Origin of the sequence: Pseudomonas sp. Fl4BN1 (assembly GCF_009908285.1) — a bacterium.
GTDB lineage: Bacteria > Pseudomonadota > Gammaproteobacteria > Pseudomonadales > Pseudomonadaceae > Aquipseudomonas.
The window spans coordinates 1-26,824 of the sequence record NZ_JAAARM010000009.1 but is presented as its reverse complement, the minus strand read 5'-3'; the positions used below and the strand labels follow the sequence as shown (position 1 = coordinate 26,824).

Annotated in this window: 26 protein-coding genes; 5 read left to right on the top strand and 21 right to left on the bottom strand. The window is 61.0% G+C overall.

Translation table 11 applies throughout. The features are described 5' to 3' along the window. Positions 1-47: 47 nt before the first annotated feature. Complete coding sequence (gene gltP, locus GV818_RS12270; protein WP_161752322.1) at positions 48-1,379, top strand: glutamate/aspartate:proton symporter GltP; 1,332 nt, start codon at positions 48-50, stop codon at positions 1,377-1,379. A 119-nt stretch (positions 1,380-1,498) separates the two neighbouring features. After that, positions 1,499-2,728, top strand: a complete 1,230-nt coding sequence (locus GV818_RS12265) for a nucleoside recognition domain-containing protein (protein WP_161752320.1) — start codon at positions 1,499-1,501, stop codon at positions 2,726-2,728. A 64-nt stretch (positions 2,729-2,792) separates the two neighbouring features. Here the strand turns inward: GV818_RS12265 and GV818_RS12260 are convergent, their stop codons facing one another. From GV818_RS12260 to GV818_RS12220, 9 genes are all read right to left on the bottom strand, one after another. Next, a complete protein-coding gene (locus tag GV818_RS12260) occupies positions 2,793-3,422 on the bottom strand; it encodes an ABC-type transport auxiliary lipoprotein family protein (protein ID WP_161776672.1) in 630 nt (209 codons plus the stop codon). Next, positions 3,419-4,357, bottom strand: coding sequence for an MlaD family protein (locus GV818_RS12255; RefSeq protein WP_161752317.1), 939 nt, complete (start codon positions 4,355-4,357; stop codon positions 3,419-3,421). The genes GV818_RS12260 and GV818_RS12255 overlap by 4 nt, the downstream gene beginning before the upstream one ends. 1 nt (position 4,358) lies before the next feature. After that, entirely contained in the window at positions 4,359-5,162 is an 804-nt protein-coding gene (locus GV818_RS12250; protein ID WP_161776671.1) for an ABC transporter ATP-binding protein, read from the bottom strand. Continuing rightward, positions 5,159-6,307, bottom strand: a complete 1,149-nt coding sequence (locus tag GV818_RS12245; protein WP_161752313.1) for an ABC transporter permease — start codon at positions 6,305-6,307, stop codon at positions 5,159-5,161. The genes GV818_RS12250 and GV818_RS12245 overlap by 4 nt, the downstream gene beginning before the upstream one ends. Before the next feature lie 54 nt (positions 6,308-6,361). Continuing rightward, on the bottom strand, positions 6,362-7,405 hold the full coding sequence (locus GV818_RS12240) for a DUF5924 family protein (RefSeq protein ID WP_161776670.1): 1,044 nt from the start codon (positions 7,403-7,405) through the stop codon (positions 6,362-6,364). Positions 7,406-7,496: 91 nt separating this feature from the next. Further along, entirely contained in the window at positions 7,497-8,882 is a 1,386-nt protein-coding gene (locus tag GV818_RS12235; protein ID WP_161776669.1) for a M16 family metallopeptidase, read from the bottom strand. A gap of 56 nt (positions 8,883-8,938) precedes the next feature. Beyond that, positions 8,939-10,597, bottom strand: a complete 1,659-nt coding sequence (locus GV818_RS12230; protein ID WP_161752307.1) for a Na/Pi cotransporter family protein — start codon at positions 10,595-10,597, stop codon at positions 8,939-8,941. A 217-nt stretch (positions 10,598-10,814) separates the two neighbouring features. Next, complete coding sequence (locus GV818_RS12225; protein ID WP_161776668.1) at positions 10,815-11,582, bottom strand: TerC family protein; 768 nt, start codon at positions 11,580-11,582, stop codon at positions 10,815-10,817. Between the two features lie 66 nt (positions 11,583-11,648). Continuing rightward, entirely contained in the window at positions 11,649-12,956 is a 1,308-nt protein-coding gene (locus GV818_RS12220) for a CitMHS family transporter (RefSeq protein ID WP_161776667.1), read from the bottom strand. Between the two features lie 318 nt (positions 12,957-13,274). Here GV818_RS12220 and GV818_RS12215 point away from each other — a divergent pair, with 318 nt between their 5' ends. Next, positions 13,275-13,676, top strand: a complete 402-nt coding sequence (locus GV818_RS12215) for a GFA family protein (protein WP_161752301.1) — start codon at positions 13,275-13,277, stop codon at positions 13,674-13,676. Positions 13,677-13,802: 126 nt separating this feature from the next. On the opposite strand, the gene GV818_RS12210 is transcribed toward GV818_RS12215, so the two are convergent. The 11 genes from GV818_RS12210 to GV818_RS12160 form a co-directional block, all read right to left on the bottom strand. Next, on the bottom strand, positions 13,803-15,764 hold the full coding sequence (locus GV818_RS12210; RefSeq protein WP_161776666.1) for a DUF4105 domain-containing protein: 1,962 nt from the start codon (positions 15,762-15,764) through the stop codon (positions 13,803-13,805). Beyond that, the gene (locus GV818_RS12205; protein ID WP_161752296.1) at positions 15,761-16,081 is read right to left on the bottom strand and encodes a DUF2388 domain-containing protein; all 321 of its coding nucleotides are present in this window, start codon (positions 16,079-16,081) and stop codon (positions 15,761-15,763) included. Before GV818_RS12205 ends, GV818_RS12210 begins: the two co-directional genes overlap by 4 nt. Before the next feature lie 27 nt (positions 16,082-16,108). Next, the gene (locus tag GV818_RS12200) at positions 16,109-16,417 is read right to left on the bottom strand and encodes a DUF2388 domain-containing protein (protein WP_161752294.1); all 309 of its coding nucleotides are present in this window, start codon (positions 16,415-16,417) and stop codon (positions 16,109-16,111) included. Between the two features lie 103 nt (positions 16,418-16,520). Further along, complete coding sequence (locus GV818_RS12195) at positions 16,521-16,838, bottom strand: DUF2388 domain-containing protein (RefSeq protein ID WP_161752292.1); 318 nt, start codon at positions 16,836-16,838, stop codon at positions 16,521-16,523. A 167-nt stretch (positions 16,839-17,005) separates the two neighbouring features. Then, entirely contained in the window at positions 17,006-17,215 is a 210-nt protein-coding gene (locus GV818_RS12190; protein WP_161776665.1) for a DUF1127 domain-containing protein, read from the bottom strand. A 279-nt stretch (positions 17,216-17,494) separates the two neighbouring features. Then, a complete protein-coding gene (locus tag GV818_RS12185; RefSeq protein WP_161752288.1) occupies positions 17,495-17,710 on the bottom strand; it encodes a DUF1127 domain-containing protein in 216 nt (71 codons plus the stop codon). A gap of 319 nt (positions 17,711-18,029) precedes the next feature. Next, on the bottom strand, positions 18,030-19,523 hold the full coding sequence (locus tag GV818_RS12180; protein WP_161752286.1) for an acetyl-CoA hydrolase/transferase family protein: 1,494 nt from the start codon (positions 19,521-19,523) through the stop codon (positions 18,030-18,032). A 179-nt stretch (positions 19,524-19,702) separates the two neighbouring features. Beyond that, on the bottom strand, positions 19,703-21,139 hold the full coding sequence (locus tag GV818_RS12175; protein ID WP_161752284.1) for an NAD(P)(+) transhydrogenase (Re/Si-specific) subunit beta: 1,437 nt from the start codon (positions 21,137-21,139) through the stop codon (positions 19,703-19,705). Then, a complete protein-coding gene (locus GV818_RS12170; RefSeq protein ID WP_003220416.1) occupies positions 21,139-21,459 on the bottom strand; it encodes an NAD(P) transhydrogenase subunit alpha in 321 nt (106 codons plus the stop codon). Before GV818_RS12170 ends, GV818_RS12175 begins: the two co-directional genes overlap by 1 nt. A gap of 15 nt (positions 21,460-21,474) precedes the next feature. Then, complete coding sequence (locus GV818_RS12165; protein ID WP_161752282.1) at positions 21,475-22,596, bottom strand: Re/Si-specific NAD(P)(+) transhydrogenase subunit alpha; 1,122 nt, start codon at positions 22,594-22,596, stop codon at positions 21,475-21,477. A gap of 451 nt (positions 22,597-23,047) precedes the next feature. After that, a complete protein-coding gene (locus GV818_RS12160) occupies positions 23,048-23,947 on the bottom strand; it encodes a LysR substrate-binding domain-containing protein (RefSeq protein ID WP_161776664.1) in 900 nt (299 codons plus the stop codon). A 158-nt stretch (positions 23,948-24,105) separates the two neighbouring features. Between GV818_RS12160 and GV818_RS12155 the strand changes: the two genes are divergently transcribed. Beyond that, complete coding sequence (locus GV818_RS12155; RefSeq protein WP_161776663.1) at positions 24,106-25,287, top strand: acyl-CoA dehydrogenase; 1,182 nt, start codon at positions 24,106-24,108, stop codon at positions 25,285-25,287. 13 nt (positions 25,288-25,300) lie between these two features. Next, positions 25,301-26,521: a CaiB/BaiF CoA transferase family protein gene (locus tag GV818_RS12150; protein ID WP_161776662.1), complete on the top strand. Its 1,221-nt coding sequence runs from the start codon at positions 25,301-25,303 to the stop codon at positions 26,519-26,521. 119 nt (positions 26,522-26,640) lie between these two features. Here the strand turns inward: GV818_RS12150 and GV818_RS34225 are convergent. After that, a partial coding sequence (locus GV818_RS34225) for a hypothetical protein (protein ID WP_218586300.1) occupies positions 26,641-26,824 on the bottom strand: 184 nt, incomplete at its 5' end.

Genomic DNA, 26,824 nt, shown 5'->3' with positions numbered 1-26,824 from the left:
TCCAGTTCGCGCATCAGCCCGAGTCCAACTGAAGTAAGGGTAATGATATGAAGAAGGCAAAATTAAGCCTCGCCTGGCAGATCCTCATCGGTCTGGTCCTGGGGATTGCGATTGGCGCTCTGCTCAATCATTTCAGTGCTGAAAAAGCCTGGTGGGTCAGCAACGTCCTGCAACCTGCGGGCGATATCTTTATCCGCTTGATCAAGATGATCGTGATCCCGATCGTCATCTCCTCGCTGATCGTCGGCATCGCCGGTGTTGGTGACGCCAAGAAGCTCGGCCGCATCGGCCTCAAGACCATCATCTACTTCGAAGTGGTGACCACCATCGCCATCGTCGTCGGTCTGCTGTTGGCCAACCTGTTCCATCCGGGCGCAGGCATCGACATGAGCACCCTGGGTACCGTGGATATTTCCAAGTACCAGGCCACTGCTGCTGAAGTGCAACATGAACACGCGTTCATCGAGACCATCCTCAACCTGATTCCGTCGAACATCTTCGCGGCCATGGCCCGCGGCGAAATGCTGCCGATCATCTTCTTCTCGGTGCTCTTCGGCCTGGGCCTGTCGAGCCTGCAGTCCGATCTGCGCGACCCGCTGGTGAAGATGTTCCAGGGCGTCTCGGAAAGCATGTTCAAAGTCACCCATATGATCATGAACTACGCGCCTATCGGTGTGTTTGCGCTGATCGCGGTGACCGTTGCCAACTTCGGTTTCGCCTCCCTGCTGCCATTGGCCAAGCTGGTTATCCTGGTATACGCGGCCATCGCCTTCTTCGCCTTCGTGGTCCTCGGCCTGATTGCCCGCCTGTTCGGCTTCTCGGTGATCAAGCTGATGCGCATCTTCAAGGACGAGCTGGTGCTCGCCTACTCCACCGCCAGCTCGGAAACCGTGCTGCCGCGTGTGATCGAGAAGATGGAAGCCTACGGTGCGCCGAAGGCCATCTGCAGCTTCGTGGTGCCGACCGGCTACTCCTTCAACCTCGACGGTTCGACTCTGTACCAGAGCATCGCGGCGATCTTCATCGCCCAGCTGTACGGCATCGATCTGTCCATTGGCCAACAACTGCTGCTGGTGCTGACCCTGATGGTCACCTCCAAAGGCATCGCCGGTGTTCCGGGCGTATCCTTCGTGGTGCTGCTGGCTACCCTGGGCAGTGTGGGCATTCCCCTGGAAGGCCTGGCGTTCATCGCCGGCGTCGACCGTGTGATGGATATGGCACGCACCGCGTTGAACGTGATCGGCAACGCGCTGGCGGTCCTGGTCATCTCTCGCTGGGAAGGCATGTACGACGATGCCAAGGGCCAGCGCTACTGGAACTCCCTGCCGCACTGGCGCAGCAAAGAGCAACTGCCGGCGGGTGAAGCCACCAAAGGCTGAGACATCCCGCAGGAGCCGGCAAGCCGGCGCTGAGCTTCAGACAAACCCCGGTCAATCCGGGGTTTGTCGTTTCTGCCCGCCCCGCTATCATTCGCCGCATCTTCCGAGGGATATGACTGATGCTCAATGGCCTGTGGCTTGGCTTCTTTATCGTTGCGACCGTTTCCGCCCTGGCGCAGTGGCTGGTGGGGGGCAACGCCGGGATTTTCGCCGCCATGGTGGAAAGTATCTTCGCCATGGCCAAGCTGTCGGTAGAAGTCATGGTGCTGCTATTCGGCACCCTGACCCTGTGGCTGGGCTTCCTGCGGATCGCCGAAAAGGCCGGGATCGTCGAGTGGCTGGCCAAGGTGCTGGGCCCGCTGTTCAAGCGCCTGATGCCGGAAGTGCCGCCCGGGCACCCGGCACTGGGGCTGATCACCCTGAACTTCGCCGCCAACGGCCTGGGCCTGGACAACGCGGCCACGCCCATCGGCCTCAAGGCCATGCGTGCCCTGCAAGAGCTCAATCCCAGTAGCACCACCGCCAGTAACGCGCAGATCCTGTTTCTGGTGCTCAACGCTTCGTCCCTGACCCTGCTGCCGGTGACCATCTTCATGTACCGCGCCCAGCAAGGTGCGGCGGACCCGACGTTGGTGTTCCTGCCGATCCTCCTGGCCACCAGCGCGTCAACCCTGGTGGGCCTGCTGTCGGTGGCGGTGATGCAGCGCCTGCGCCTGTGGGACCCGGTGGTGCTGGCCTACCTGATTCCCGGTGCCCTGGCGTTGGGCGCGTTCATGGCGCTGCTGGCGACCCTATCGGCCAGCGCTCTGGCGTCGCTGTCGTCGATCCTCGGCAACCTCACGCTGTTTGGCCTGATCATGCTGTTCCTGGTGATCGGCGCGTTGCGTAAGGTCAAGGTCTACGAGGCCTTTGTCGAGGGCGCCAAAGAGGGCTTTGACGTTGCCAAGAACCTGTTGCCGTACCTGGTGGCCATGCTCTGCGCGATTGGCGTGCTGCGGGCTTCCGGCGCGCTGGATTTCGGCCTCGACGGGATTCGGCATCTGGTGTCCTGGGCCGGCTGGGATACGCGCTTCGTCGATGCCCTGCCCACTGCCATGGTCAAGCCGTTCTCCGGCAGCGCGGCCCGGGCGATGCTGATCGAAACCATGAAGACCCAGGGCGTGGACAGCTTTCCTGCTTTGGTCGCAGCGACCATCCAGGGCAGTACCGAAACCACCTTCTATGTATTGGCGGTGTATTTCGGTGCGGTGAGCATCCAGCGGGTGCGGCACGCCGTGGGCTGTGCCTTGTTGGCGGAGTTTGCTGGCGTGGTGGCGGCGATTTGCGTCTGCTACTGGTTCTTTGGTTGAGTTGAAGGACTGCTCGCCGGCCAGCCGGCTCCTGCTGAGGAGCCGCTGGCCGGTGAATCGGGCCTCAATGCTTTATCTGTAGATTGCCCTGCCCCACTGCCCAATCCACTACCTGGCGGGTCAGCGTATCGCTGGCTTGGCCGAACCCCGCCACCACCGCTGGCACCTGGGTCTCGCTCAGCGGCTGACGTACTTCAAAGCGCCGGCTAGCGAGAATCTTCTGGTCATTGCCACGGATCAGGCGTGCATCCAGGCGTATCACCACCTGGGCGGCATTGCCCTGGTATTCGGTCTGGAAGGCTTGCAAGTCTCCGCCCAGGGCCAGGTCGGTCTGCAGGTTGCTGTCGTCGGTGCTCAACAACTGCACCCGGCCATCGCGCTGGAAGCCATCCAGCAGACGGTTGCGCAGCAGCACCGGGGCCGGATCGCTCCAGCGTGAGGCCTTGTAGTTGCTGATCAGGTTGCCCTGGGGAATCACCGCAATCCGCGCACTGTTCAGGGCATCGCCGGCCTGGGGCTTGAGTAGCTGCAATGACCACGACAGCACTTTGCCCGGGACCGGAGTGCTGCTCTGGCCTACCGGCAGTCGATAGATATCCAGCGGCTCGGCCTTGGGCAGGATCGAGCAGGCGCTGGTCAAGGCCAGGGCGCCACTCAGGGCCAGCGGGGCAAACAGACGATTGGCACGCTTCATGGCGTGAACTCCTTGTTCTTCTCGTTACCCAGCAGATAACCGCCGGGGTTGGCTTCCAGGCGGCGGGTGATGGCCCGTAGCGAGCTCATGGTCTCGCGCAGTTCGCGCACCGCCGGCGCCAGGCCATTGAGCCCTTGCATGCCATTGTTCAGTGAGTCCTGGTTGTCGTTCAGCAGTTTGTTGAGGGTGGCGCTGCTCTGCTCCAGGGAGCGCATGGCGTGCTCGGCACTGCCAAACATCTGCTTGCCCTGGTCGTTGAGCAGGCCGTTGGCATTGCGCATCAGTGCGGTGGTCTGTTCCAGCATGGCACTGGTCTGCTTGCTGATGGAGCCCAGCTGCTGCATCAGTTGGCGCAGGTCGTCTCGCTGCTCTGCGATGCTCGCGGTGGTCTTTTGCAGGTTGTCCAAGGTGCTGCTGACGCGGGAAACGTTGTCCGGGGAGAACATCCGGTTGGCGTTGTGCAGCAGCAGGTTGACTCCGGTCATCAGGTCATTGCTGTTGTTCAGCAGGCGGGCGATGGGCGACGGAGAGGCAATGATGGTTGGCAGTCGACCGTCCTTACCCTTGAGGGCCGGACTTTGCGGCGTGCCGCCACTGAGCTGGATGATCGAGGTGCCGGTGATGCCGGTCAGGGCCAGCTTGGCCTGGGTGTCCTCCTTGATCGGGGTTTCGCCGCCGAGGCGGATCTGCGCCAACACCCGACGCGGGTCCTTGGGGTCCAGGCGCAGGTTGACCACGTCACCGACCTTGATCCCGCTGTATTGCACGGCGCTGCCCTTGGATAGACCGCTGACCGCCTCATTGAAGACAATCTCGTAGTCCTGAAAGGCGCTGTCGACGCTGGACTTGGCCAGCCACAGGCCGAACAGCAAGGCGCCGGCCACCACGATCACGGTGAATAGGCCGATCAGTACATGATGGGCTCGGGTTTCCATGTCATCCCTCGTAGGTCTGTGTAGCTGCCTGGTAGGCGGCGCGGCCGCGTGGGCCGTGGAAGTATTCGTGAATCCACGCATCCGGGGTTTCGGCGACGATATCGATGGCGTCCGCCACCAGTACTTTCTTCTGCGCCAGCACCGCCACCCGATCGGTGATGGTGTAGAGGGTGTCGAGGTCGTGAGTGACCAGGAACACGCTCAGGCCCAGCGCGTCACGCAGGGTCAGGATCAGTTGGTCAAAGGCGGCAGCGCCTACCGGGTCGAGGCCGGCGGTGGGTTCGTCGAGAAACAGGATGTCCGGGTCCAGGGCCAGGGCACGGGCCAGGGCTGCGCGCTTGATCATGCCGCCGGACAGCGAGGCCGGGTACTTGTCGGCCGCCGACAGCGGCAACCCGGCCAGGGCCAGCTTCACTGCCGCCAGGTGCTCGGCATCGCTGCGTGACAGCCCCGCATGTTCGATCAGCGGCAGGGCAACGTTCTCGGTCACCGTCAGTGAGGTGAACAGTGCGCCCTTCTGGAACAGTACGCCGAAGCGTCGTTCGATCAGCGAGCGTTGCTGTTCCGGCAGGCTCGGCAGGTCCTGGCCGAAGACCCGCACCGAGCCCTCGCTGGGCTGGCGCAGGCCGACGATGCTGCGCAGCAGCACGGACTTGCCGCTGCCCGAACCGCCGACCACGCCGAGAATTTCACCCTTGTACACATCCAGGTCGAGGTTCTCGTGCACGCTCTGCTTGCCGAAACGGTTGCACAGCCCGCGGACCTCGATCACCGCCTCGGCGGGCGCACGGGGCAGGCGGCTCACCAGCCCATCTCCATGAAAAACAATGCTGCCACAGCGTCGATCACGATCACCACGAAGATCGACTGGACCACGCTGGAGGTGGTGTGGGCGCCAACGGACTCGGCGCTGCCGCTGACCTTGAAGCCCTCCAGGCAGCCGATGGCGGCGATCAGGAAGGCGAAAATCGGCGCTTTGACCAAGCCCAGTAGGAAGTGCTTCACGCCAATGTCCGAATGCAGCAGCGAGAGGAACATCGCTGGCGAGATATCCAGGGACAGGGCGCAGACCACGCCGCCGCCGATGATTCCCGAGAGCATGGCCAGGAAGGTCAGCATCGGTAGCGATACCAGCAACGCCAGGACTCGGGGCAGTACCAGCAACTCCACCGGGTCCAGGCCGAGCGTGCGGATTGCGTCGATCTCTTCGTTGGCCTTCATCGAGCCGATCTGTGCGGTGAAGGCGCTGGCGGTACGACCGGCCATGAGAATCGCGGTGAGCAGCACGCCAAATTCCCGCAGGAAGGAAAACGCCACCAGGTCCACGGTAAAGATGCTGGCGCCGAAACTGGCCAGCACCGTGGCCCCGAGAAAGGCCACCACCGCCCCCACCAGGAAGGTCAGCAGGGCGACGATGGGCGCCGCGTCTAGGCCGGTCTGCTCGATATGCGCTACCACTGGCGTCAGGCGCCAGCGCTTGGGGCGCAGCAGGCCACGGGCCAGGGTCTCGAGAATCAGACCGATGAAGCCCAGCACCTTGAGGGTGTCTTGCCAGACGGTGTAGACCGCGCTGCCAATGCGCGAGAGCAACTGCACGCTGACCGAGACCTGGGGTTCCTTGACCGGCACACAGAAGTCGTTGAGCGAGGTATAGACCGTGTGCAGCAGCGCACGGTCGGCGGCAGACAGGGTGCAGTCGGCATGTTCCGCGGACTGGCCCAGGCGCTCGGCGCCCAGCAGCTCCACCAGCAGCGAGGCGCCGGCGGTGTCGAGGGCGCCAAGGTTGTTGAGATCGATATGGGTGCTGCTGTCGTAGTGGCCGTGCAGGGATTGGCTGAGGCGCTTGAGGTCGCTGTAGTGCGCCAGCGTCCAGTCCCCGGAGATACGCAGTTGCGCCGGAGAGTGGCCAAGATCCAATTGAGCAGTGCCGGGCGTCACGCTGGTAGTCATAAGCTCCAAGCTTGTGTGGCGATTACGCAGTGCTACGTAATAGCACGATCCCGACTACTTTGCCTCGCCGGTCTTGGCCGCGTCTTGATCTGGGTCGGTGATCTCGAAGCGCAGCACGCCGATTACTTGACCGTCCTCGGTGATCACCCGCACTTGCCAGTGGCCCGCTGGGTTGGCAGGAAAATTCTGCTTGTGGGACCAGGCACGGTAGCCCTCCTTGCGCCCGCCGTGAATGTCCAGGGCGATGCGGTCCACTTCGCTGCCGTTGAACTGCCAGACGTGGTAGATGCGTTCGTCCAGGCCTCGCGGTGCGTTGATTGCGGTATAGGCGTACAAACCGTTGCTGCGCACCTGGCTGGTGCTGACCTGTTCCAGGCTGTCTCCCGGCGTGCGGTCCTGGAGTTGGGTGCTGATGGCGTCCTCGGTCAGCCACAGGGTGGCCGGCGGTACCCAGGAGCGCAGCAGCCAGCCGGTGCTGCCGATGACCAGGGTGATGCTCAACACGGTCAAGGCACTGCGCAAGCTGCGGATCGGCAGGATCGACGCCAGGCTCGGGAAGGACAGGAGCATGGCGGTGCCCAAGGCCAGCTTGAAGCTCTGGGCAGTGGTCAGGTGGAGGATCAGCGGCAGTGCAGTGAGCAAGGCGGCGAACAGCGTCAGGGTGTGCAGCGCAAGGAATAGCCAACGCTTTGGGGCCAGCCATTTGTAGTACAGCGGGTCGATGATGGAAATCAGCGCCGCGGCCCCGAGCAATCCGGTGAACACCAACTGGCCGCTGTTCCAACTGGTGGTGATGAAGAAGAACGGCAGGACGAAGAACAGGCTTTCCTGGTGAATCATCTGCGTGGCATAGCGCAGCAGCGGCTGTGGGATCTCGCGCTTGAAAACCTTGGTGAACAGCTGAGTCAGGCTGTTTTCCAGCATCAGCCAGACCCAGCTCACCAGCAGGATCACGGCGATCCACGAGGCCAGGCTCTGCTGCCGGTCTACCAGGATGAAGCTGCCGACTCCGGAGATGAAGCCGCCGAGCGCAATGATCCCCGGATAGCGCTTCATCAGTTCCAGAAGGCGCTGTATGTATTGGGTCCAGTTAGGCATCGGGCGGGGTCACAGTCATGGCAGGAAAAAACCGCGACAGGATACCGTCGGCGCGAGCCTGTGGCGAGGGAGCAGGGTCCCTCGCCAGAGGTTATGCAGCTCGGCGGCGCAGGATCAGGTAACCACCAAGGCTGCCTAGGACGATCAGGGCCAGCAGGCCGACGCTCAACCAGAGCAGTTGCTCATCCCCCAGCAGGGGTGCTTCGATCCGCAGGTAGCCGGGTTGTTGCAGCAGTTGGCGCAGGGCCAGGTTGGCGTGTTCCAGGCTCACCGTTTGCAGGCGCTTGGCCGGATCGCTGAAGCGACCATTGTCGAAGTCGCCCAGGGCACTCCAGTAATAGTCCGCCAGGGCGCTGTTGCCCTGCACCGCCCAGGCCTGGCGGTCGATGGCGGCCTGTTTGAGGCGGGCAAAGGTGGCGGGGTCGAGGCCGTTCTTGAGCAACTGCGCCTTGAGCTGCTCGATCACTTGCCGCGCTTGGGGCAGATCATCGCGTTCAACGTCGGCATTGAGGCTGAGAAAGCCGACGCCACCGAAAACCTCCCGTTCGCTCCAGGGACCGTAGGACAGTTCATGTTCCAGGCGCAATTGACGGTACAGCGCCCAATCCAGGTAGTCCTTGAGCAGGTCGAAGGTCTCGTCGTGCTGCTGGTCCAGCAGGGGCTCGGGGAATAGCCAGTGCAGTTGCGCGTTCTGCCCTACCCAACCGCGCAGCAGCGTGCGTTCGATCGCCGCCGTGCCGTGGATTTGCGGCAGTTCGCGGTGTTCGCTGGGCTCCACCGGCTCAAGCTCGCCGTAGGTGCGTTGCAGATAAGCCGGTAGCAGGCGGTCCAGCTCACCCACGATGATCAGGCTCATGTTGTTGGGGGCATACCAGTCTTTGCGCACCTGTTCCAGTTGGGCCAGGGTCAGGTGCCCGACTTCGGCGCGTTCGGCGCATTTGAGCCCCAGCTCCACCGCCAGCTGGTTGCCGGCCTTGTGGCCCAGATCCTGACGGTCGAGCCAGCGTTGCAGGTGCGAGTAATGGCCACCGCCTTCGCGTTCCACCACCTGCTTGGCAGCGGCCACGGCATTGTCGTCGAGGCGGGTATGGGTCAGTAGCGACAGCAGCAGGTCGAGGACCTTGCGCTGGTTCTTCGCCGGAGCCTCGATGACGAAGGTGGTGTCGGCGTTGCTGGTGTAGGCGTTCCACTCGCCGCCCAGGGCTTGCATGCGCTCTTCCAGGCCACCTTCGCCGCTGGCGTCGATGCCGCTGAACAACAGGTGCTCAAGCAGGTGCGGCAGTTCCTTGTCGGCGCAGGCGAAGTCGTCCAGGCCCACACCCACCACCAGGCGGATCGCCACGTGGCCCCGCTCGCTGCTGGGCTTGAGCAGCACTTGCAGGCCGTTGGACAGGGTATAACCTTCGGCCTGAAAGCGATCCAGGGCCCATCCATGTGCACTGCCCAGCAACAGGCAGGCGAATAACAGACAACGCATAACAAGCTTCCTTACGGCGTGCGTAGTCTCTACAGACTTCGGGTAACGCTGGACGTTCAGGGTGAATGAGTGATGTCGGCGATGTCTTCGACTTCAAGTGCACCGGTGTCCGAGGTTTCCAGGACCACATAGGCGCTGCTGCAGAACAGTGAATTGAGGCGTTTCATGTCGGCGATCAGCTCCAGGTGCAGCGAGCTGGTTTCGATGCTCTGGACGATCTTGCGCTGCAGGCGACTCACATGGGCGTGGGCCAGGCGCCGCTCCTGGGCGCGGAAGCGGCGTTTCTCCCGCAGTAGCTGACGGGCGCTTTCCGGGTCGGCACTGAGGAACACCGAGAGCCCCAGGCGCAGGTTGGCAATCAGCTGTGCATGCAGCCCGGTCAACTCTTCCAGGCCGACCTCGGAGAAGGAGCGGCGCTGAGAGGTCTTCTGTTGCTGGACCTTGCGCAGCATGCGTTCGATCAGGTCGCTGGCCAGCTTGAGGTTGATCGCCAGCTCGATGATCTCCGCCCAGCGCCGGCTGTCCTGGTCGCTGAGGTCTTCTCGGGGCATCTGCGCCAGGTACAGCTTGATGGCGCTGTACAGCGCTTCGACGTCGTCGCTCAGCAGGCGCATTTCCTGGGTGATGGCGGTCTGTTTGCCGCGCAGCACATCGCGCATCGCCTCGAGCATGTTGTCGATCAGGTCGCCGATGCGCAGGGTTTCCCGGGCGGCGTTGGCCAGGGCCAGGCTCGGGGTTGCCAGGGCAGTGGGATCGAGGTGTCGCGGCCGTGCGCGGCCATTGTCCTGGGCACGCTCCGGCAGCAACCAGGCACAGAGCCGGGCCATCGGGCCGACGCTGGGCAGCAACAACAGGCAGCGTGCGGTGTTGTACAACAGGTGGAAGCCGATCACCACTTCTTGGGGGCTGAAGTCCAGGCTGTCCATCCAATGGGCCAGCGGGTTGAGCACCGGGATGATCAGCAGCAAGCCAATGAGCTTGTACAACAGGCTGCCCAGGGCTACCTGGCGCCCGGCGGCGTTCTGCATGCTGGTGCTGAGGAAGGCCAATACCCCGCTGCCGATGTTGGCGCCGATCACCAGGCCGATGGCCACTGGCAGGCTGATCACCCCGGCGCCGGCCAGGGTGGCGGTGAGCAGTACTGCCGCCAGGCTGGAGTAGGACACCATGGCGAATACCGCACCCATCAGCGCATCCAGGAGGATGTCGCCGGTGAGCGAGGCAAACAGGACCTTTACCCCTTGGGCGTGGGTGATCGGGGTGGCAGCCTCGACGATCAGTTGCAGGGCCAGGATGATCAGGCCCAGGCCGATGCCGACCCGGCCCAACTGGCCGGCGCGGGTCTGTTTGCGCGAGAGGAAGAAAATCACCCCGAGGAAAATCAGCAGCGGTGACAGCCAGGACAGGTCGAAGGTCAGCACCCGGGCCATCAGCGCGGTACCGACATCGGCACCGAGCATGGTCGCCAGTGCTGGCGTCAGGGCCATCAACCCCTGGCCGACAAAGGAGGTCACCAGCATCGCCGTGGCGTTGCTGCTCTGGACCATCGCGGTCACCAGAATCCCGGCGACGAACGCCAGCGGTCGCTTGGCCATGTTCTGGCCGATGACATGGCGCAGGTTGGAACCGTAGACCCGCAGGATCCCCGTCCGGACTATGTGTGTGCCCCAGATCAGCAGGGCCACGGCAGAAAGCAGATTGAGCAGGGTCAGCATGAAAGCCCCCCCCTGGGGTGAAGAGCCCGAAAACAGGGCCAGTGGCGTTGTTGCGCGAGGTTCTACGTTATGTATTTAAGCTGTAGTTGGTTAACGCACAGGACGCCAGCATCGCATAGCTAATCTGCTGAATGAAACAAAACCGTCATGAAAACAGCATGCTGCAGAGGTGAAAAAGGGGCTCGAGAGCCCCTTTTTGCTTTGGTGCATTCCCGATTTATTGACCGGGAATATCCTTGCGCAGCTTCACCGGATCCTGCTGTTTCTTCTTTTTCGCGATGGCGGTGCGCAGCTTGATGTTGATGGCTTCCACCGCCAGGGAGAAGCCCATGGCGAAGTACACGTAGCCTTTGGGCACATGCACGCCGAAGGCTTCGGCGATCAGCACCGTACCTACCACCAGCAGGAACGACAGCGCGAGCATCTTCAGTGACGGGTGCTTGTCGATGAACTCGCTGATGGTGCCCGAGGCCAGCATCATCACCAGCACCGCGACGATGATCGCCGCGACCATGACCGGTACATGGGACACCATGCCCACGGCGGTGATCACCGAATCCAGGGAGAACACGATGTCGATGATCGCGATCTGGATGATGGTGTAGATGAAGTTACCGCCCTTGCCTTTCGGTTCGTCGTTGGTTTCGTCTTCGCCTTCCAGGGCGTGGTACATCTCCTGGGAGCTTTTCCACAACAGGAACAGGCCACCGAAGAACAAAATCAGGTCACGTCCGGAGATGCCTTGGCCGAGGAGCGTGAACAGATCGTCGGTGAGGCGCATGACCCAGGTGATCGACAACAGCAGCAGGATCCGCGTGATCATGGCCAGGGCCAGGCCAAAGATCCGGGTCCGCGCCTGCATATGCTTGGGCATGCGGCTGACCAGGATCGAGATCATGATGATGTTGTCGATGCCCAGGACAATTTCCAGGGCGGTCAAGGTGAAGAAGGCAACCCAGATTTCCGGGTTGGTCAGCCATTCCATGTGTAGTCCTTTGAGCGAGTGTTATGGCCCGGGTCGGGAAGCCGGCCCGGGCGGAGAATCAGTGCTTTAAAGAGTGCTGAACAACGGAAAGATCCCCATCAGCAAAGCGGCGAACATTATGCACAGGCAGACCAGCACTGCCCACTTGAGGGTAAAGCGCTGGTGATCGCCGAACTCGATACCGGCCAGGGCTACCAGCAGGTAGGTCGAGGGTACCAGTGGGCTGAGCAGGTGCACGGGTTGGCCGACGATCGAGGCGCGGGCCATTTCCACGGCGGTGATGCCGTAGTGGCTGGCGGCTTCGGCCAGCACGGGCAGCACACCATAGTAGAAGGCGTCATTGGACATGAAGAAGGTGAACGGCATGCTCACCAGCGCAGTGATGACTGCCAGGTACGGGCCGAGGGCCTCGGGGATCACCGCGAGCAGACTCTTGGACATGGCGTCGACCATGCCGGTACCGGACAGGATGCCGGTGAAGATGCCCGCCGCAAAGATCAGCCCGACTACCGCCAGTACGCTGCCGGCGTGGGCCGCGACCCGGTCTTTCTGCTGCTGCAGGCAGGGGTAGTTGACGATCATGGCGATACTGAAGGCCACCATGAACAGCACGGGCAGTGGCAGCAGGCCGGCGATCAGCGTGCACATCAGGGCGAAGGTCAGGGCAGCGTTGAACCAGATCAGCTTCGGCCGACGGGCATCGGGGTATTGCGACACGCTGATTTCACTGTGGTCGATCTCGTCGCCGGCCAGGTGCAGTTCACCCAGGCGTGCACGCTCACGCTTGCCGTACAGATAGGCGATCGCCAGGATCGCTACCACGCCGGCCAGCATCGCCGGGATCATCGGTACGAAGATCTCCGATGGGTCTACATGCAGCGCACTGGCGGCGCGCGCGGTCGGGCCACCCCAGGGCGTCATGTTCATCACCCCGCCGGCGAGGATGATCAGGCCGGCCATGATCCGCGGGCTCATGCCGATGCGGCTGTACAGCGGCAGCATGGCGGCCACGCAGATCATGTAGGTGGTGGCGCCGTCACCGTCCAGGGACACCACCAGGGCCAGGACCGCGGTGCCGACGGAGACTTTCAGCGGGTCGCCCTTGACCAGTTTGAGGATCTTGCGCACCGCCGGGTCGAACAGGCCGGAGTCGATCATCAGGGCGAAATACAGGATGGCGAACATCAGCATCACGCCGGTGGGCGCCAGCTTGGTGATGCCTTCGAGCATCATCGGGCCGATTTTCGGCGCGAAACCGCCAAACAGGGCGAACAGGATAGGCACGATGATCAGGGCGATCAGCGCCGACAGGCGCTTGGTCATGATCAGGAACATGAACGTGATGACCATGGCAAAGCCAAGGAAAGTCAGCATGGGAGTACTCCAGGCGTAGCGCGGCTAGGGAATGGCGAACCGGGTGGGATCAGCGCAGAACGGCAAGCACGAGGCGTACGGGAGGAGTTGTAGCGAACAGGCGGGAACGAGCAGACATCAGAATCACCATTGTTGTTGTTAATAGGGCCGACAGCGCAGATACGCTCGCTGTGGCCAACCGGTCTGTTGCCGGTGGTGGAGGCGATCCTAATCGGGGAAGCTTTCAGCCAGCTTTCGCCGTTGAAAGGAATGAGTGGATGTTCAATCAGCTGATGGACGGCATAAAGTCGTCAGCATCACGCCAATGGAGAGACGCACATGAGTGAATTGCACATTGGAGGCTGCCATTGCGGCGGGTTGCGCTATCAGTTCAGCGGCCCTTTGCGGGACATTGCTCATTGCCACTGTTCGATCTGTCGACGGGTCAGTGGCGGCCTGGTGACCACCTGGATCACCTTGCCCGCCTCGGCTTTTTCCTGGGTGAAGGGAACGCCTGCCCGTTATGACTCGTCCAGCAGCTGTGCGCGTTACTTCTGTGGGAACTGTGGCGCCCAACTGGCACTGGTCACCCACCTGAGCCCGGACAGCATCGACGTCACCGTCGCCACCCTGGATCACCCTGAGCTGGCGCCGGCGGACCGGCATATCTGGACCGACAGCCAGCTGCCCTGGCTGCACCTGGATGAGCAGTTGCCGGGTGAGGCCGGGGAGACTTTGTAGCTCTATGGGTGCTGTTCCGGGCCTGGGCCGCCCGTTGAGCCTGCGGCCTTCAGCGGCAAGAATCCCTTGAGAGCAGGCGGCAATTACGGATACAGCGGTTCAAGCCGGCTGCGGACAAGCCGGACATCAGGGCAGCTCCAACCCGCCTGCGGCCTTGTGCAGCTCCCGCAAATGCTCGCCCACCAACTTCAGGTTGGCTTCGTTGGCGGCAATCTCCGCTGCCCGTGCGGGTTCCAGCAAGGCCCGAACCTCCTTGTCCAGTTCCCCGGTCAAGGATTGCAGCTGCTTCTGCCGCTGGCTGCTTTCGGACTCCAGGCGCTGCCATTCAGCGGGCTGCGGCAGGCCATAACCGCTGCTGCCCAGCAGTTCCGCCGGGCGGCTGAGGAAGCCGCTGTTGGCGAGAATTTCCTGCAGGGTCTTGTTGGCCTTTTCCATGCCGCCATTCTTCAGCTCGCGAGCCCCCAGATAACGCTGCTTGACCTCGTCCTGGGCCAGCAGCAATTGCCGGCGATAGCTGGCCTGCTCCAGCAGCAGCAAGGCGGCACTGGTGCGCAGGTCGGCCTGGTCGACCCACTGGCGGCGTTCTGCGGCGCTCAGCGACAGCCAGTCTTCGACGCTGGCCTGCTTGATGGGCAGGTGTTTGCGGATGACTTCGAACATCGCTTGGTAGCGGTCGCGGAAGGAGTCGAAGCGATAGCCCAGGCGCAGCGCCTCCCGCGGATCATCGAGCACGCTGGTGTCTGCCAGCCCCCTGCCCTTCAGTACCTCCAGCAAGCCATTGGGCATGATGCTGTCGAGGCCGATCAGCTGTTTATTGTTGCTACCGCTGCGCAGCAGCTTGAGGCTTTCCACCGCACAGTTGTTGGACAGGAAGTAATAGTTGCCGTCGTAGCTCCAGTGCATCTCGGCGGCGTGTTCCACCACCTCCTCGATCTCGCTGCGCGACAGCTTCAGGGGCACCGACGCCAGGCTGCGCAGTTCGGTCTTGGTGTATTCGTCGATCACTTGGGACAGCGGCAGGACAAACAGCCGCGATGGGTATTTGCCCACTAGGCCATCCCAGCTGGACAACTGCACATCACCGACAAAGGCTCGATAGGACAGCACCAGATGTTGGTCCAGGTCCAGTCGGCAATCCGGCCCCCGAGGTCTGCCTGGAGCGCAGATCACCAGGCGCAGCATGCTGTGGCCCCAGCGGCTGACCCAGTTCTGGTTGGCCTCTGCCAGCAGGTAGTCCACTGCGTAGACCCGTTCCGGATCCACCTGCCCCAGGGGCGTCTTGGCGAAGTCGTTGCCGGCATTGAGGAAGGCGAAGGACTTGGTGCAGGAGTCCTTGGCGGCGGGCGCCCAGCCGAAATGCTCCTGGTAGTAGCGGTATAGCGCCGGACGCCGGCAGGCGTAGCTCGGGTCGAGGAGGAAGTACTCCATGTTCACCGCCACGAATTCTTTCGGGTTGGTGATCTCGTAAAGGTCCGGGCTGCGGGCGATCTGCCGGTTGTGCTGCTCGCGCTCTCCCCTACGGCCGACGTATTGCGGCCAGCCCGCCAGGTCCAGCAGGCGTGGATCATCGCTGAGGGTGAAGCGACGGTCGTTCTGGCCGCGGCATTCATCTGGCAGGCCGATCAGGCCGGAGGTGTTGTTTTTGCGCGTGCAGCGCTGGATCAGGCTGCGTTCGGCACTGGGCCATAAACGTGCACGATCGTAAATGTGGGTTAGCTCATGGAGCACGGTGGCAAGCATTTCCCGGCGCACAGTGCCATGGGGGCGGCTGGTCTTCTGGGTTGCCGCGGAACCATCGGCCAGGCTCGGCAGTAGCGCGCGGTTAAGGTCCAGCTCCGACACTAGAGAGGCTTCGCCATAGGCGTTGTCGGGCATCTGGTCGGTCCAGCCGACGTCAATGGTGCGGTCCAGTTGCTGGATGAAGCGCGGCGGCAGCGCCTGCATCGCTTCATCCAGCAGCACCTGGCTGGCGTGCTGTTGCGCCGGGGTCAAGCCATCGGTCTTGAGGCGCAATTGCAGATCGGCCTGGGCGCTGTTGCAGAGCAGCGCCAGGGTTCCGGCCAGCAGCCAGGCGAGGAGTGGTTTCACAGCGCGAGGATGGCTTCGGCCAGCACCTGATCGCTGGCGTCCCGGGCTTCCGGTACGTGGGTACGCAGGGCATCGAATGCGGCTTCCAGCTGCGCGCCACGGATATCACCGTTGCTGGCAACGAAACTGGCAGCATCGTCGTGGGCTTCGCGTACGACTTTAGAGTCACGGATCGAGGTGGTGGTGTCTGAAGTGAAATCGATCGTGCGGCCGGAGGCACGGACGATGATGTTACTGGTGGCCACCAGGGTGTGTGCCTGGGCCACATCGGCCAACAACAGCAGGCCAAGGGTGGCGGCAATCAGCGGGCTACGCATGGAACGACTCCGGAATAACAGGGATGGTTATTGGACGAGAATTGCCTGCGCCAGTTCAAGGTCGCTGGCATGAAGTTTTGCCGGGTCCTGGCGCAGGTAGTTCAGTGCGGACTCCAGGCGGGCACCGCGCAGTCTACCGTCGGTTGCAATGAAGGCGGCGGCATCATCCTGGGCGGCGAGCAGCAGTTTATGGTCGAAGGGCGCCGAGGTCACCTGGCTTGTGGCGTACACGGTGACGACCGTGCTTTGGGTGGTCAGGTCGAATGCCTGCGTTGAGCCGGCCCAACAGACGATGATCAATAGCGGAGCAAAAAGCGCAATTCGGAACAAACCCATGAGTCTCGACAGCTGAAAACCAGCGCCAAGGCTAGCGCAATGCCCCGGACAGGGCCAGAGCAGAGAGCTTCAGGTGCGCGTACGCACCTGAAACAGGCGGTCTTCAGATCGCCAGGATTGCCTGGGCAAGTTGTGCGTCAGTGGCGTGCAACTGAGGTGCCTGCTGGCGGATGTGGGCAAAGGCACTTTCCAGTTTCACCCCGCGAATAGCGCCATCGGTGGCGACGAAGCTGGCGGCGTCATCCCGTGCGGCACGGACAATCTTGTGGTCGCGCAGGGATGATGTGGCATCGGATGTGGCATCGCTGGTGGCCTTGAGTGCACCGACAATGGCGTCGGTGGTCACGATCAGGCTAGTGGCGTGGGCATTGGCGGCCAGGGCCAGCAGTGCGGCAGCGCTGAGCAGACGAAGACGGGACATGGGTAACTCCTGTGAATGAACAGACAATTAAAAGGCGCTGAGTGAGACGCCGGACAGCCACTGCGAGGTGCTGTGTCTGCTTGATCTGACGCAGCTCGGAGAAGAATCGCTACGTCGCATCAGATATTAGGCTGAGCTGATCTGTTCGCACAGACCTGCGTCAGAGATTAGCGCCAGAAGGGTTTGCGCAGTTCTTCTGTCTGTTCACAGTGGCTGATGCCGCTGTCCGACAGTTCTCGTTCGTCCATCTGTGACAACAGTCGTCGAGTTCGTGCCCTCTCCTGCATGTTTCTGAGCGCATGTATCCAGCTTCGCACAGTGCTGAAGCGTGGTGATACCTGGGACGAGTTGCTGGTTTGCCTGAGTGATGAGTTCATGACGCAATCCTCGCTGGAAAGTCGAGCAATTGGCTCGTAGCGTCATGGTGTTGAGTTGTGGCACGACTAAACAGATACACCGGCGTTAAATTGTACTGGTATAGATGTTGTTATTTTAAAACTGTACCTATAGTGAGTAGCTGAAGCTGTACTCCAATTCCGAAAGCTTTTTTCCAGGCCATAACGACAAAACCCGTCGCGGTTTCCCACGACGGGTTTTGTGTGTGCAATTCGGGGTGCTGGCGGTGGACCCGGTGGGTCAGAGCCAGCGACGCTGAGTTAGCGCCAGAACGGCTTGCTCAGCTCTTCGTAGCGTTGTGCTTCGCTGATCCCGGCATCGGCCAGCAGACGCGAGTCCAGGCGAGCCAATTGATGGCGGCTGGAGATGCGGCGCTGCCACAGCATCAGGTTGGCGATAACGCGCAGAGGCATGGAAGCCTGGGTCTTTGCAGCTTTGTCTTCGAAGAACAGTTCGGAACTGAGTGTACGTTCCATGATGTGCATCCTTCCGCTTGTGGCGGGATTAGGTAGTGGTTTAACTGGTGCCCATGATCCTCCTCCGACGCAAGACTCTGTAGATACAGTTCATCTGTATTGTGATGGGCCAGTTAACTGTTTATAGGGGCTGTACTGTTCAGAAATGGCGCAACTGTACCTGTCGGCACTATATTGGTGCGTTTCTGTTGTTTTTGACTGAGGAATGGTGTGCTAGGAAGGGAAATCAACCAGTACAGCAGTACAGTTTTTTCAGGTTTGTGGCGAGTGGTCGGCAGGCTGACGAAACTGTGTTTGCGTCAGCTGCCAACTGTATCAATTACTCGGCGAGCATTTTCCCGGTTTCTTCCAGGTTGATGTGCCAGCTCAGGGCTTCGCGCAGGATGTGTGGCGTATGACCACCCAGGGCGCAGGCCTTGGTGAAGTAGTCATTCAGCGCGTCGCGGTAGGCTGGATGCACGCAGTTGTCGATGATTACCCGTGCCCGCTCCCGCGGCGCCAGGCCACGCAGGTCAGCCAGGCCGATCTCGGTCACCAGGATGTCGACGTCATGCTCGGTGTGGTCCACATGGCTGACCATCGGTACCACGCTGGATATGGCTCCGCCTTTGGCAATCGATTTGGTGACGAAGATCGCCAGATGCGCGTTGCGGGCGAAGTCGCCGGAACCGCCGATGCCATTCATCATCCGCGTGCCGCAGACGTGGGTGGAGTTGACGTTGCCGTAGATGTCGAACTCCAGCGCGGTGTTGATCCCGATAATGCCCAGGCGGCGCACCACTTCCGGATGGTTGGAAATCTCCTGGGGACGCAGCACCAGTTTGTCCTTGTAGCGCTCCAGGTTGCCGAACACGTCGGCATTGCGTCGGCTCGACAGCGTGATGGAGCTGCCGGAGGCGAAGCTCAGCTTGCCGGCATCGATCAGGTCGAAGGTCGAGTCCTGCAGCACTTCGGAGTACATGGTCAGGTTTTCGAAGGGGGAATCGATCAGGCCGCACATCACCGCGTTGGCAATGTTGCCGATACCCGCCTGCAGCGGACCGAGCTTATTGCTCATGCGCCCGGCATCCACTTCCTGCTTGAGGAAGTCGATCAGGTGATTGGCAATGCCCTGGGTCTCGCTGTCCGGGGTCGATACCGTGGACGGTGAGTCGGACTGGTTGGTGATGACAATGGCGACGATCTTTTCCGCAGGAATCGGAATCGCGGTGCTACCGATGCGATCGTCGACCTTCACCAGCGGGATTGGTGTGCGGGTCGGACGATAGGTCGGGATATAGATGTCGTGCAGGCCTTCCAGGTTCGGATTGTGCGCCAGGTTGATCTCGACGATCACCTGCTTGGCGAAGATCGCGAAGCTGGCGGAGTTACCCACCGACGTGGTCGGCACGATATGCCCCTGCTCAGTGATGGCCACAGCTTCGATCACCGCGATATCCGGTAGCTTGAGCTGCTGGTTACGCAGTTGCTCGACGGTTTCCGACAGGTGCTGGTCGATGAACATCACCTCGCCGGCGTTGATCGCCTTGCGCAGGGTGCTGTCCACCTGGAACGGCATGCGCCGGGCCAGGACGCCGGCCTCGGTGAGTTGCTTGTCCAGGTCGTTGCCCAGGCTGGCGCCGGTCATCAGGCTGATTTTAAGCGGCGTTACCTTGGCCCGTTCGGCCAGGGCATGGGGGACGGCCTTGGCTTCACCGGCGCGGGTAAAACCGCTCATGCCGACGGTCATGCCGTCCTCGATCAGAGCGGCAGCATCGGCGGCGCTCATCACCTTATCCAACAACGAAGGCAAGCGGATACGATCACGGTACATGGATTGTTATCTCGGGCAACGAAAGCAAGAAGCGCAGTCTAGTGATTTCAAAAAAAAACGCCCCGCGACAAAGGTCGAATGAAAGGCCCTGATCTAGAGCCTTCTGTCGGCTTTGTGGGGTAAATAAAAAACCCCAGCCTACTAAAGACTGAGGTTTTGGGTATTGCGCTACGGCAGGGTTACTCGACGGCCTTGACCATGTCCTCGATGACTTTCTTCGCGTCGCCGAAGACCATCATGGTTTTGTCGAGGTAGAACAGTTCGTTGTCCAGGCCGGCATAACCGCTGGCCATGGAGCGCTTGTTGACGATGATGGTCTTGGCCTTGAAGGCCTCGAGAATCGGCATGCCGGCGATGGGCGATTTCGGATCGTTCTTCGCCGCCGGGTTGACCACGTCGTTGGCGCCCAGTACCAGCACCACGTCGGCCTGGCCGAACTCGGAGTTGATGTCTTCCATCTCGAACACCTGGTCGTAAGGCACTTCGGCCTCGGCCAGTAGCACGTTCATGTGGCCGGGCATGCGACCCGCTACGGGGTGAATCGCGTACTTCACGGTCACGCCGCGGTGGGTCAACTTCTCGGTCAACTCCTTCAGCGCATGCTGGGCCCGGGCCACCGCCAGGCCGTAGCCGGGAACGATGATCACAGTGTCAGCATTGGTCAGCAGGAAGGTTGCGTCGTCAGCCGAACCAGATTTCACCGGGCGGGCTTCTTTCGAGCCAGCAGGTCCTGCGGCGTCGGCGGTGTTGCCGAAACCACCGAGCAGTACGTTGAAGAACGAACGGTTCATCGCCTTGCACATGATGTACGAGAGGATGGCACCGCTGGAGCCTACCAGGGAGCCAGCGATGATCAGCATTGAGTTGTTCAGGGAGAAGCCGATCCCCGCTGCTGCCCAGCCCGAGTAGCTGTTGAGCATCGACACCACCACCGGCATATCGGCGCCGCCGATCGGGATGATGATCAGCACGCCCATGACGAAGGCCAGGGCCAGCATCAGGGCGAAAGCGCCCAGGTTGCCGGTGAACATGAAGGTTACGCCCAGGCCCAGGGTGGCCAGGCCCAGCACCAGGTTCAGCTTGTGCTGCCCGGCGAACTGTACTGGTGCGCCCTGGAACAGGCGGAACTTGTACTTGCCCGACAGTTTGCCGAAGGCGATCACCGAACCGGAGAAGGTGATTGCACCGATGGCCGCACCAAGGAACAGCTCCAGGCGGTTGCCGGCCGGGATTGAGTCGCCCAGGTGTTTGACGATGCCCAGGGACTGAGGTTCGACCACCGCAGCAATGGCAATAAACACCGCAGCCAGGCCGATCATGCTGTGCATGAAGGCTACCAGCTCCGGCATCTTGGTCATCTCGACGCGCTTGGCCATGATCGAACCGGCGGTACCGCCGATCAGCAGGCCGACGATCACGTAGCCGATACCGGCGGTGGCCAGTTCGGCGCCCAGCTTATAGATGAGGCCGATGGTGGTCAGTACCGCCAGTGCCATGCCCAGCATGCCAAACAGGTTGCCGCGACGGGACGTGGTGGGGTGCGACAGGCCTTTGAGGGCCTGGATGAAGCAGATGGACGCGATCAGGTAGAGCGTCGTTACCAGGTTCATGCTCATTACTTGGGCGCCTCTTCTTTTGCTTTCGGGGCTTTTTTCTTGAACATCTCAAGCATCCGGCGGGTGACCAGGAAACCACCAAACACGTTGACCGCAGCCAGGGCCACGGCCAGGGTGCCCATGGTCTTGCCCAGCGGGGTCACGGTCAGGGCGGCGGCCAGCATGGCGCCGACGATGACGATCGCGGAAATGGCATTGGTCACCGCCATCAAAGGCGTGTGCAGTGCGGGTGTGACGTTCCAGACCACGTGGTAACCGACATAGATCGCCAGTACAAAGATGATCAGGTTGTAGATACCGGGGGAGATAAGCTCTTCCATCGTCTGAATCCCTGCTTAGGCGTTTTTGCGGATGACTTGGCCGTCGCGGCACATCAGGCACGCGGCGACGATGTCGTCTTCGAGGTTGACTTCGAACTGCCCTTCTTTGGTGAAGACAAGCTTCAGGAAGTCCAGCAGGTTGCGGGCATACAGCGCCGAGGCATCAGCGGCTACCGCGCCGGCCAGGTTGGTGGGACCGGCAATCGTCACGCCGTTCTCGACCACCACCTGGTCAGCCACGGTCAGCGGGCAGTTGCCGCCTTGGGCGGCAGCCAGGTCGATGACCACGGAGCCGGGCTTCATCTGGGCTACGGTCTCGGCGCTCAGCAGCGTCGGCGCCTTGCGGCCCGGAATCAGCGCGGTGGTGATGACGATATCGGCCTGCTTGGCGCGCTCATGCACCGCCAGGGCCTGGCGCTGCATCCAGCTGGCCGGCATGGGGCGGGCATAACCGCCGACACCAACGGCGCACTCGCGCTCTTCATCGGTCTCGTAAGGCACATCAACGAACTTGGCTCCCAGGGACTCGATCTGCTCCTTCACTGCCGGGCGCACGTCTGAGGCCTCGATCACCGCTCCCAGGCGTTTGGCCGTGGCGATGGCCTGCAAACCTGCAACACCGGCGCCAAGAATCAGCACGCGGGCGGCTTTCACGGTACCGGCGGCAGTCATCAACATCGGCATGAAGCGTGGGTAGTAGTGGGCTGCCAGCAGCACAGCCTTGTAGCCGGCAATGTTGGCCTGGGATGAAAGCACATCCAGGCTCTGGGCCCGGGAAGTGCGTGGCGCGGCTTCCAGGGCAAAGGCGGTGATCCCGCACTCGGCCAGCTTGGCAATGGTCTCGTTGCTGAACGGATTGAGCATGCCTACCAACACAGTGCCGCTCTTGATCAGCGTCAGCTCTGCGTCGCTCGGGGCTACTACCTTGAGGATCAGTTCAGCGCCAAAGGCATCGTTGGCGCTGCCAATGGTTGCCCCTGCCGCTTCATAGGCACTGTCGACCACGCTGGCGTTAATGCCGGCGCCGCTTTGCACAGTGACTTTATGACCCTGGCCGATCAGCTTCTTGATGGTTTCCGGGGTTGCAGCAACCCGTGTTTCACCCGTCTGGGTTTCGAGAGGAACACCAATGTGCACGTCAAATCTCCTGCTTGATCTTATTGCTTTCGATCTTTCTTAGAAGGCCAGTGCACTGCGGAGGGTGCAACTGGGGCGGCCGATCAGCACGATCCCGCTGAAATCACAGCGGGGCGCGGCATTTTGCAGGCGAACTTTGAGGCCTTCAAGGGATTCTGACTAGTGACGGAAAATTAACTACAAGTCACCCCGTGACCGAATGTCGCAACGTACCGGGTTAAACCCTTGTAAGCCGTGCCTTTCAAGGCCTAGGCCTTGAAATCAAGATTTTTCTCATCGGAGGTGTGAATAGTCCTGCATTACCTCTCAATAAACCCTACAAGCCGCGTGGTTAGGCGCTTGTAGGACGATTGTGCAAGGTGTCGGTACAGTCTGTCTAAATGCGACAAATAATTATATCTGTAGTGCTTTATTTTATTTGACTACTGGGTCAGCTAATCGCCGTGGGCCCCTACTGCTCTAGGTTGTAGCTATTCGCCTGGTTCACCAGCCAATCGCGGAATGCCCGCAAAGAGGCCGATTCCACCTTGCGCTCGGGAATGATCAGGTAATACGCCTTGATGCTCGACAGCGCCTGAGGGTTGGCGATCACCAGGCGTTTCTCTGCCAGTTCGCGCTGAATAAGGAAGGGAGGAATCAGCGCGATGCCCATATCGTGCATGGCAGCCTGGGCGAGCATGGAGAATAGCTCGTAGCGCGGACCTGTCATGTCGCGGGGGATGTTCAACTGTTGGGAGTTGAACCATTGTCTCCAGGCGTAGGGGCGCGTGGTCTGTTGTAGTAGCGGCAACTCGGCAATGGCTGTGGCGCTTAATTGGCCGTTGTTGCCCAGCATTTCCGGGCTGCACACCGGCATGGGATTCTCGCCCATCAGGCGGTGGGACTGGGTGCCGGACCAGTCGGCATCGCCGAAGTAGATGGCGGCGTCGAAGGGCGTGTCGGCAAACAGAAAAGGGCGCGTGCGGTTGGTCAGGTTGACCGTGACTTCGGGGTGTTGCTGCTGGAAGTCCTTGAGGCGTGGCAAGAGCCACTGGGTGCCGAAGGTTGGAACCACCGCTAGCTCAATGACGTTGGCACCCTGTTGCCCCATGACTGAAAGCGTGTCGCGCTCCACCGCATCCAGTTGAGTGGCCACCCGGCGGCTATAGGACAGGCCTGCCTCGGTGAGTTTGACTCCGCGTCGTGAACGTCGGAAGAGTTCCACGCTGAGAAACTCTTCCAGGCTGGCGATCTGCCGGCAGACGGCGCCCTGAGTCAAGGAAAGCTCCTGCGCGGCCTTGGTAAAGCTCTCGTGGCGAGCGGCGGCTTCGAAGCTGATAAGGGCGGCGGTGCTGGGGATCTTTCTGCGCATGTACGGCTATCTCACTAATGGAGGCTGTAAAAGGCACTTTTTGCCATTACGGAGTGAGAAATTAGCACAACAATATGCGAAATCCTCGTTTGCCTGGGGGCTCCAGCTGCGCCTAGGATCAGCTCACGATAGTTGACCTAATTCACGAGGACTTACTCATGGGCGGCAAAGCAAGCTTCAACTGGATCGATCCCCTTCTGCTGGACCAGCAACTCACCGAAGAAGAGCGCATGGTTCGCGACAGTGCCGAGCAGTTCGCCCTGGGCAAGTTGGCGCCGCGGGTTCTGGAAGCTTTCCGTCATGAGAAGACTGATCCAGCCATCTTCCGTGAGATGGGTGAGATCGGACTGCTGGGGGCGACCATTCCAGAGCAATACGGTGGCAGTGGCTTGAACTACGTGTGCTATGGCCTGATCGCTCGTGAAGTGGAGCGTGTGGATTCCGGCTACCGTTCGATGATGAGCGTGCAGTCGTCCCTGGTAATGGTGCCGATCAACGAGTTCGGGACTGAAGCACAAAAACAGAAGTACTTGCCGAAACTGGCGTCTGGCGAGTGGATTGGTTGCTTTGGTCTGACCGAGCCGAATCATGGTTCTGACCCGGGTGCGATGATTACTCGTGCGCGGAAAGTGGACGGCGGCTATAGCCTGACTGGCAGCAAGATGTGGATCACTAACAGTCCGATCGCCGATGTGTTCGTGGTCTGGGGCAAGGACGACGCCGGTGATATTCGGGGTTTCGTTCTGGAGAAGGGCTGGAAAGGCCTGAGTGCTCCGGCTATCCACGGCAAGGTCGGTCTGCGAGCGTCGATCACTGGTGAGATCGTCATGGACAACGTATTTGTACCGGAAGAGAACATCTTCCCGGACGTGCGTGGCCTGAAAGGTCCTTTCACCTGCCTGAACTCGGCGCGTTATGGCATCTCTTGGGGTGCGCTGGGTGCTGCAGAGTTCTGCTGGCACACCGCACGTCAATACACCCTGGATCGTCAGCAGTTTGGTCGGCCCTTGGCTGCGACTCAGTTGATCCAGAAGAAACTGGCGGACATGCAAACTGAAATCACCCTCGCCCTTCAGGGTTGCCTGCGTCTGGGACGGATGAAGGATGAAGGCACTGCAGCGGTGGAAATCACCTCGATCATGAAGCGCAACTCTTGCGGCAAGTCCCTTGATATCGCGCGTATGGCTCGTGACATGCTGGGCGGTAATGGTATCTCCGATGAGTTCGGGGTTGCCCGCCACCTGGTGAACCTGGAAGTGGTCAATACCTACGAAGGTACCCACGACGTGCATGCGCTGATTCTAGGGCGTGCGCAAACCGGTCTCCAGGCGTTCTATTAATAGGAGAGCGACCATGGGCGCGTTATCGCATCTGCGGGTACTGGATTTGTCGCGGGTATTGGCTGGGCCCTGGTCTGGGCAGATTCTGGCGGACCTTGGGGCCGAGGTCATCAAGGTCGAGCGTCCAGGCAATGGTGACGATACGCGCGCCTGGGGGCCGCCCTTCCTTAAAGATGCGTATGGCGAGAACACCACCGAGGCCGCCTATTACTTGTCGGCCAACCGTAACAAGCAGTCGGTGACCATCGACTTCACTCGTCCTGAGGGGCAGCAGCTGGTGCGTGAGCTGGCGGCCAAGTCAGACATTGTCATCGAGAATTTCAAGGTTGGTGGGCTGGCGGCATATGGCTTGGACTATGACTCGCTCAAGGCCATTAACTCGCAGTTGATCTATTGCTCGATCACCGGGTTTGGTCAGACCGGTCCCTATGCCAAGCGGGCGGGTTATGACTTCATGATCCAGGGGTTGGGTGGGCTGATGAGTCTCACCGGAAGACCTGAGGGGGATGAGGGAGGTGGACCGGTGAAGGTCGGTGTGGCCTTGACCGATATCCTGACGGGGCTTTATTCGACGGTGGCGGTTCTGGCGGCCTTGGCTCATCGGGATCAGGGTGGTGGCGGGCAGCACATTGATATGGCGTTGCTGGATGTGCAGGTCGCGTGTCTGGCTAACCAGGCCATGAACTATCTGACGACGGGAGTTGCCCCCAAGCGTCTGGGTAATGCTCATCCGAATATCGTTCCTTATCAGGACTTTCCAACGGCGGATGGTGACTTCATTCTTACCGTGGGTAACGACGGACAGTTTCGCAAGTTTGCCGAGGTGGCAGGTCAGCCGCAGTGGGTGGATGATCCTCGGTTTGCCACTAATAAGCTGCGGGTGGCTAATCGGGCGGTGTTGATTCCGCTGATTCGTCAGGCGACGGTGTTCAAGACTACAGCTGAGTGGGTGAGCCAGCTGGAGCAGGCTGGGGTGCCCTGTGGGCCGATCAATGATCTGGCACAGGTGTTTGCTGATCCACAGGTCGTGTCTCGTGGCCTGGCTATCGAGTTGCCTCATGCATTGGCTGGGATGGTGCCCCAGGTGGCGAGTCCGATTCGCCTCTCCGAGACTCCAGTGGAGTACCGTAATGCCCCTCCTCTATTAGGTGAGCACACCGCGCAGGTTCTGCAGCGGGTACTGGGGATGCCGGTCGAGGCGGTGGGTGCGTTGCGGCAGTCGGGAGTGCTGTAGGGTTCTCTTCTATATAGAGGTGCGTAATACCCCTCTATATATAGCCTTGCGAAAGCCCCTGTTTCAGGGGGTTTTGATCTTATTCATAGAAAATTCAAATTAAGTGTTGACGGCAGATTCTACACGTCTATAATTCGCCCCACTTCCGGCGCAGTCGAAACGGAAAACTCCTTGAGATTCAACGAGTTACGCAGTTTTCGGCAGCGGTTACGCTTCAGTTCATCGAAGCCAGAAGGAGTTGGTAAGGCAGTGAGTTTTAGCCTTATTAACGATTCGATCCTCTCGGTCGAAAGCGGTGAAAAA

Coding starts and splice junctions, on each gene's coding strand:
- gltP (WP_161752322.1), top strand. CDS start 48: ATGAAGAAGGCAAAATTAAGCCTCGCCTGGCAGATCCTCATCGGTCTG.
- GV818_RS12265 (WP_161752320.1), top strand. CDS start 1,499: ATGCTCAATGGCCTGTGGCTTGGCTTCTTTATCGTTGCGACCGTTTCC.
- GV818_RS12260 (WP_161776672.1), bottom strand. CDS start 3,422: ATGAAGCGTGCCAATCGTCTGTTTGCCCCGCTGGCCCTGAGTGGCGCC.
- GV818_RS12255 (WP_161752317.1), bottom strand. CDS start 4,357: ATGGAAACCCGAGCCCATCATGTACTGATCGGCCTATTCACCGTGATC.
- GV818_RS12245 (WP_161752313.1), bottom strand. CDS start 6,307: ATGACTACCAGCGTGACGCCCGGCACTGCTCAATTGGATCTTGGCCAC.
- GV818_RS12240 (WP_161776670.1), bottom strand. CDS start 7,405: ATGCCTAACTGGACCCAATACATACAGCGCCTTCTGGAACTGATGAAG.
- GV818_RS12235 (WP_161776669.1), bottom strand. CDS start 8,882: ATGCGTTGTCTGTTATTCGCCTGCCTGTTGCTGGGCAGTGCACATGGA.
- GV818_RS12230 (WP_161752307.1), bottom strand. CDS start 10,597: ATGCTGACCCTGCTCAATCTGCTTTCTGCCGTGGCCCTGCTGATCTGG.
- GV818_RS12225 (WP_161776668.1), bottom strand. CDS start 11,582: ATGGAATGGCTGACCAACCCGGAAATCTGGGTTGCCTTCTTCACCTTG.
- GV818_RS12220 (WP_161776667.1), bottom strand. CDS start 12,956: ATGCTGACTTTCCTTGGCTTTGCCATGGTCATCACGTTCATGTTCCTG.
- GV818_RS12215 (WP_161752301.1), top strand. CDS start 13,275: ATGAGTGAATTGCACATTGGAGGCTGCCATTGCGGCGGGTTGCGCTAT.
- GV818_RS12205 (WP_161752296.1), bottom strand. CDS start 16,081: ATGCGTAGCCCGCTGATTGCCGCCACCCTTGGCCTGCTGTTGTTGGCC.
- GV818_RS12200 (WP_161752294.1), bottom strand. CDS start 16,417: ATGGGTTTGTTCCGAATTGCGCTTTTTGCTCCGCTATTGATCATCGTC.
- GV818_RS12195 (WP_161752292.1), bottom strand. CDS start 16,838: ATGTCCCGTCTTCGTCTGCTCAGCGCTGCCGCACTGCTGGCCCTGGCC.
- GV818_RS12190 (WP_161776665.1), bottom strand. CDS start 17,215: ATGAACTCATCACTCAGGCAAACCAGCAACTCGTCCCAGGTATCACCA.
- GV818_RS12185 (WP_161752288.1), bottom strand. CDS start 17,710: ATGGAACGTACACTCAGTTCCGAACTGTTCTTCGAAGACAAAGCTGCA.
- GV818_RS12180 (WP_161752286.1), bottom strand. CDS start 19,523: ATGTACCGTGATCGTATCCGCTTGCCTTCGTTGTTGGATAAGGTGATG.
- GV818_RS12175 (WP_161752284.1), bottom strand. CDS start 21,139: ATGAGCATGAACCTGGTAACGACGCTCTACCTGATCGCGTCCATCTGC.
- GV818_RS12170 (WP_003220416.1), bottom strand. CDS start 21,459: ATGGAAGAGCTTATCTCCCCCGGTATCTACAACCTGATCATCTTTGTA.
- GV818_RS12160 (WP_161776664.1), bottom strand. CDS start 23,947: ATGCGCAGAAAGATCCCCAGCACCGCCGCCCTTATCAGCTTCGAAGCC.
- GV818_RS12155 (WP_161776663.1), top strand. CDS start 24,106: ATGGGCGGCAAAGCAAGCTTCAACTGGATCGATCCCCTTCTGCTGGAC.
- GV818_RS12150 (WP_161776662.1), top strand. CDS start 25,301: ATGGGCGCGTTATCGCATCTGCGGGTACTGGATTTGTCGCGGGTATTG.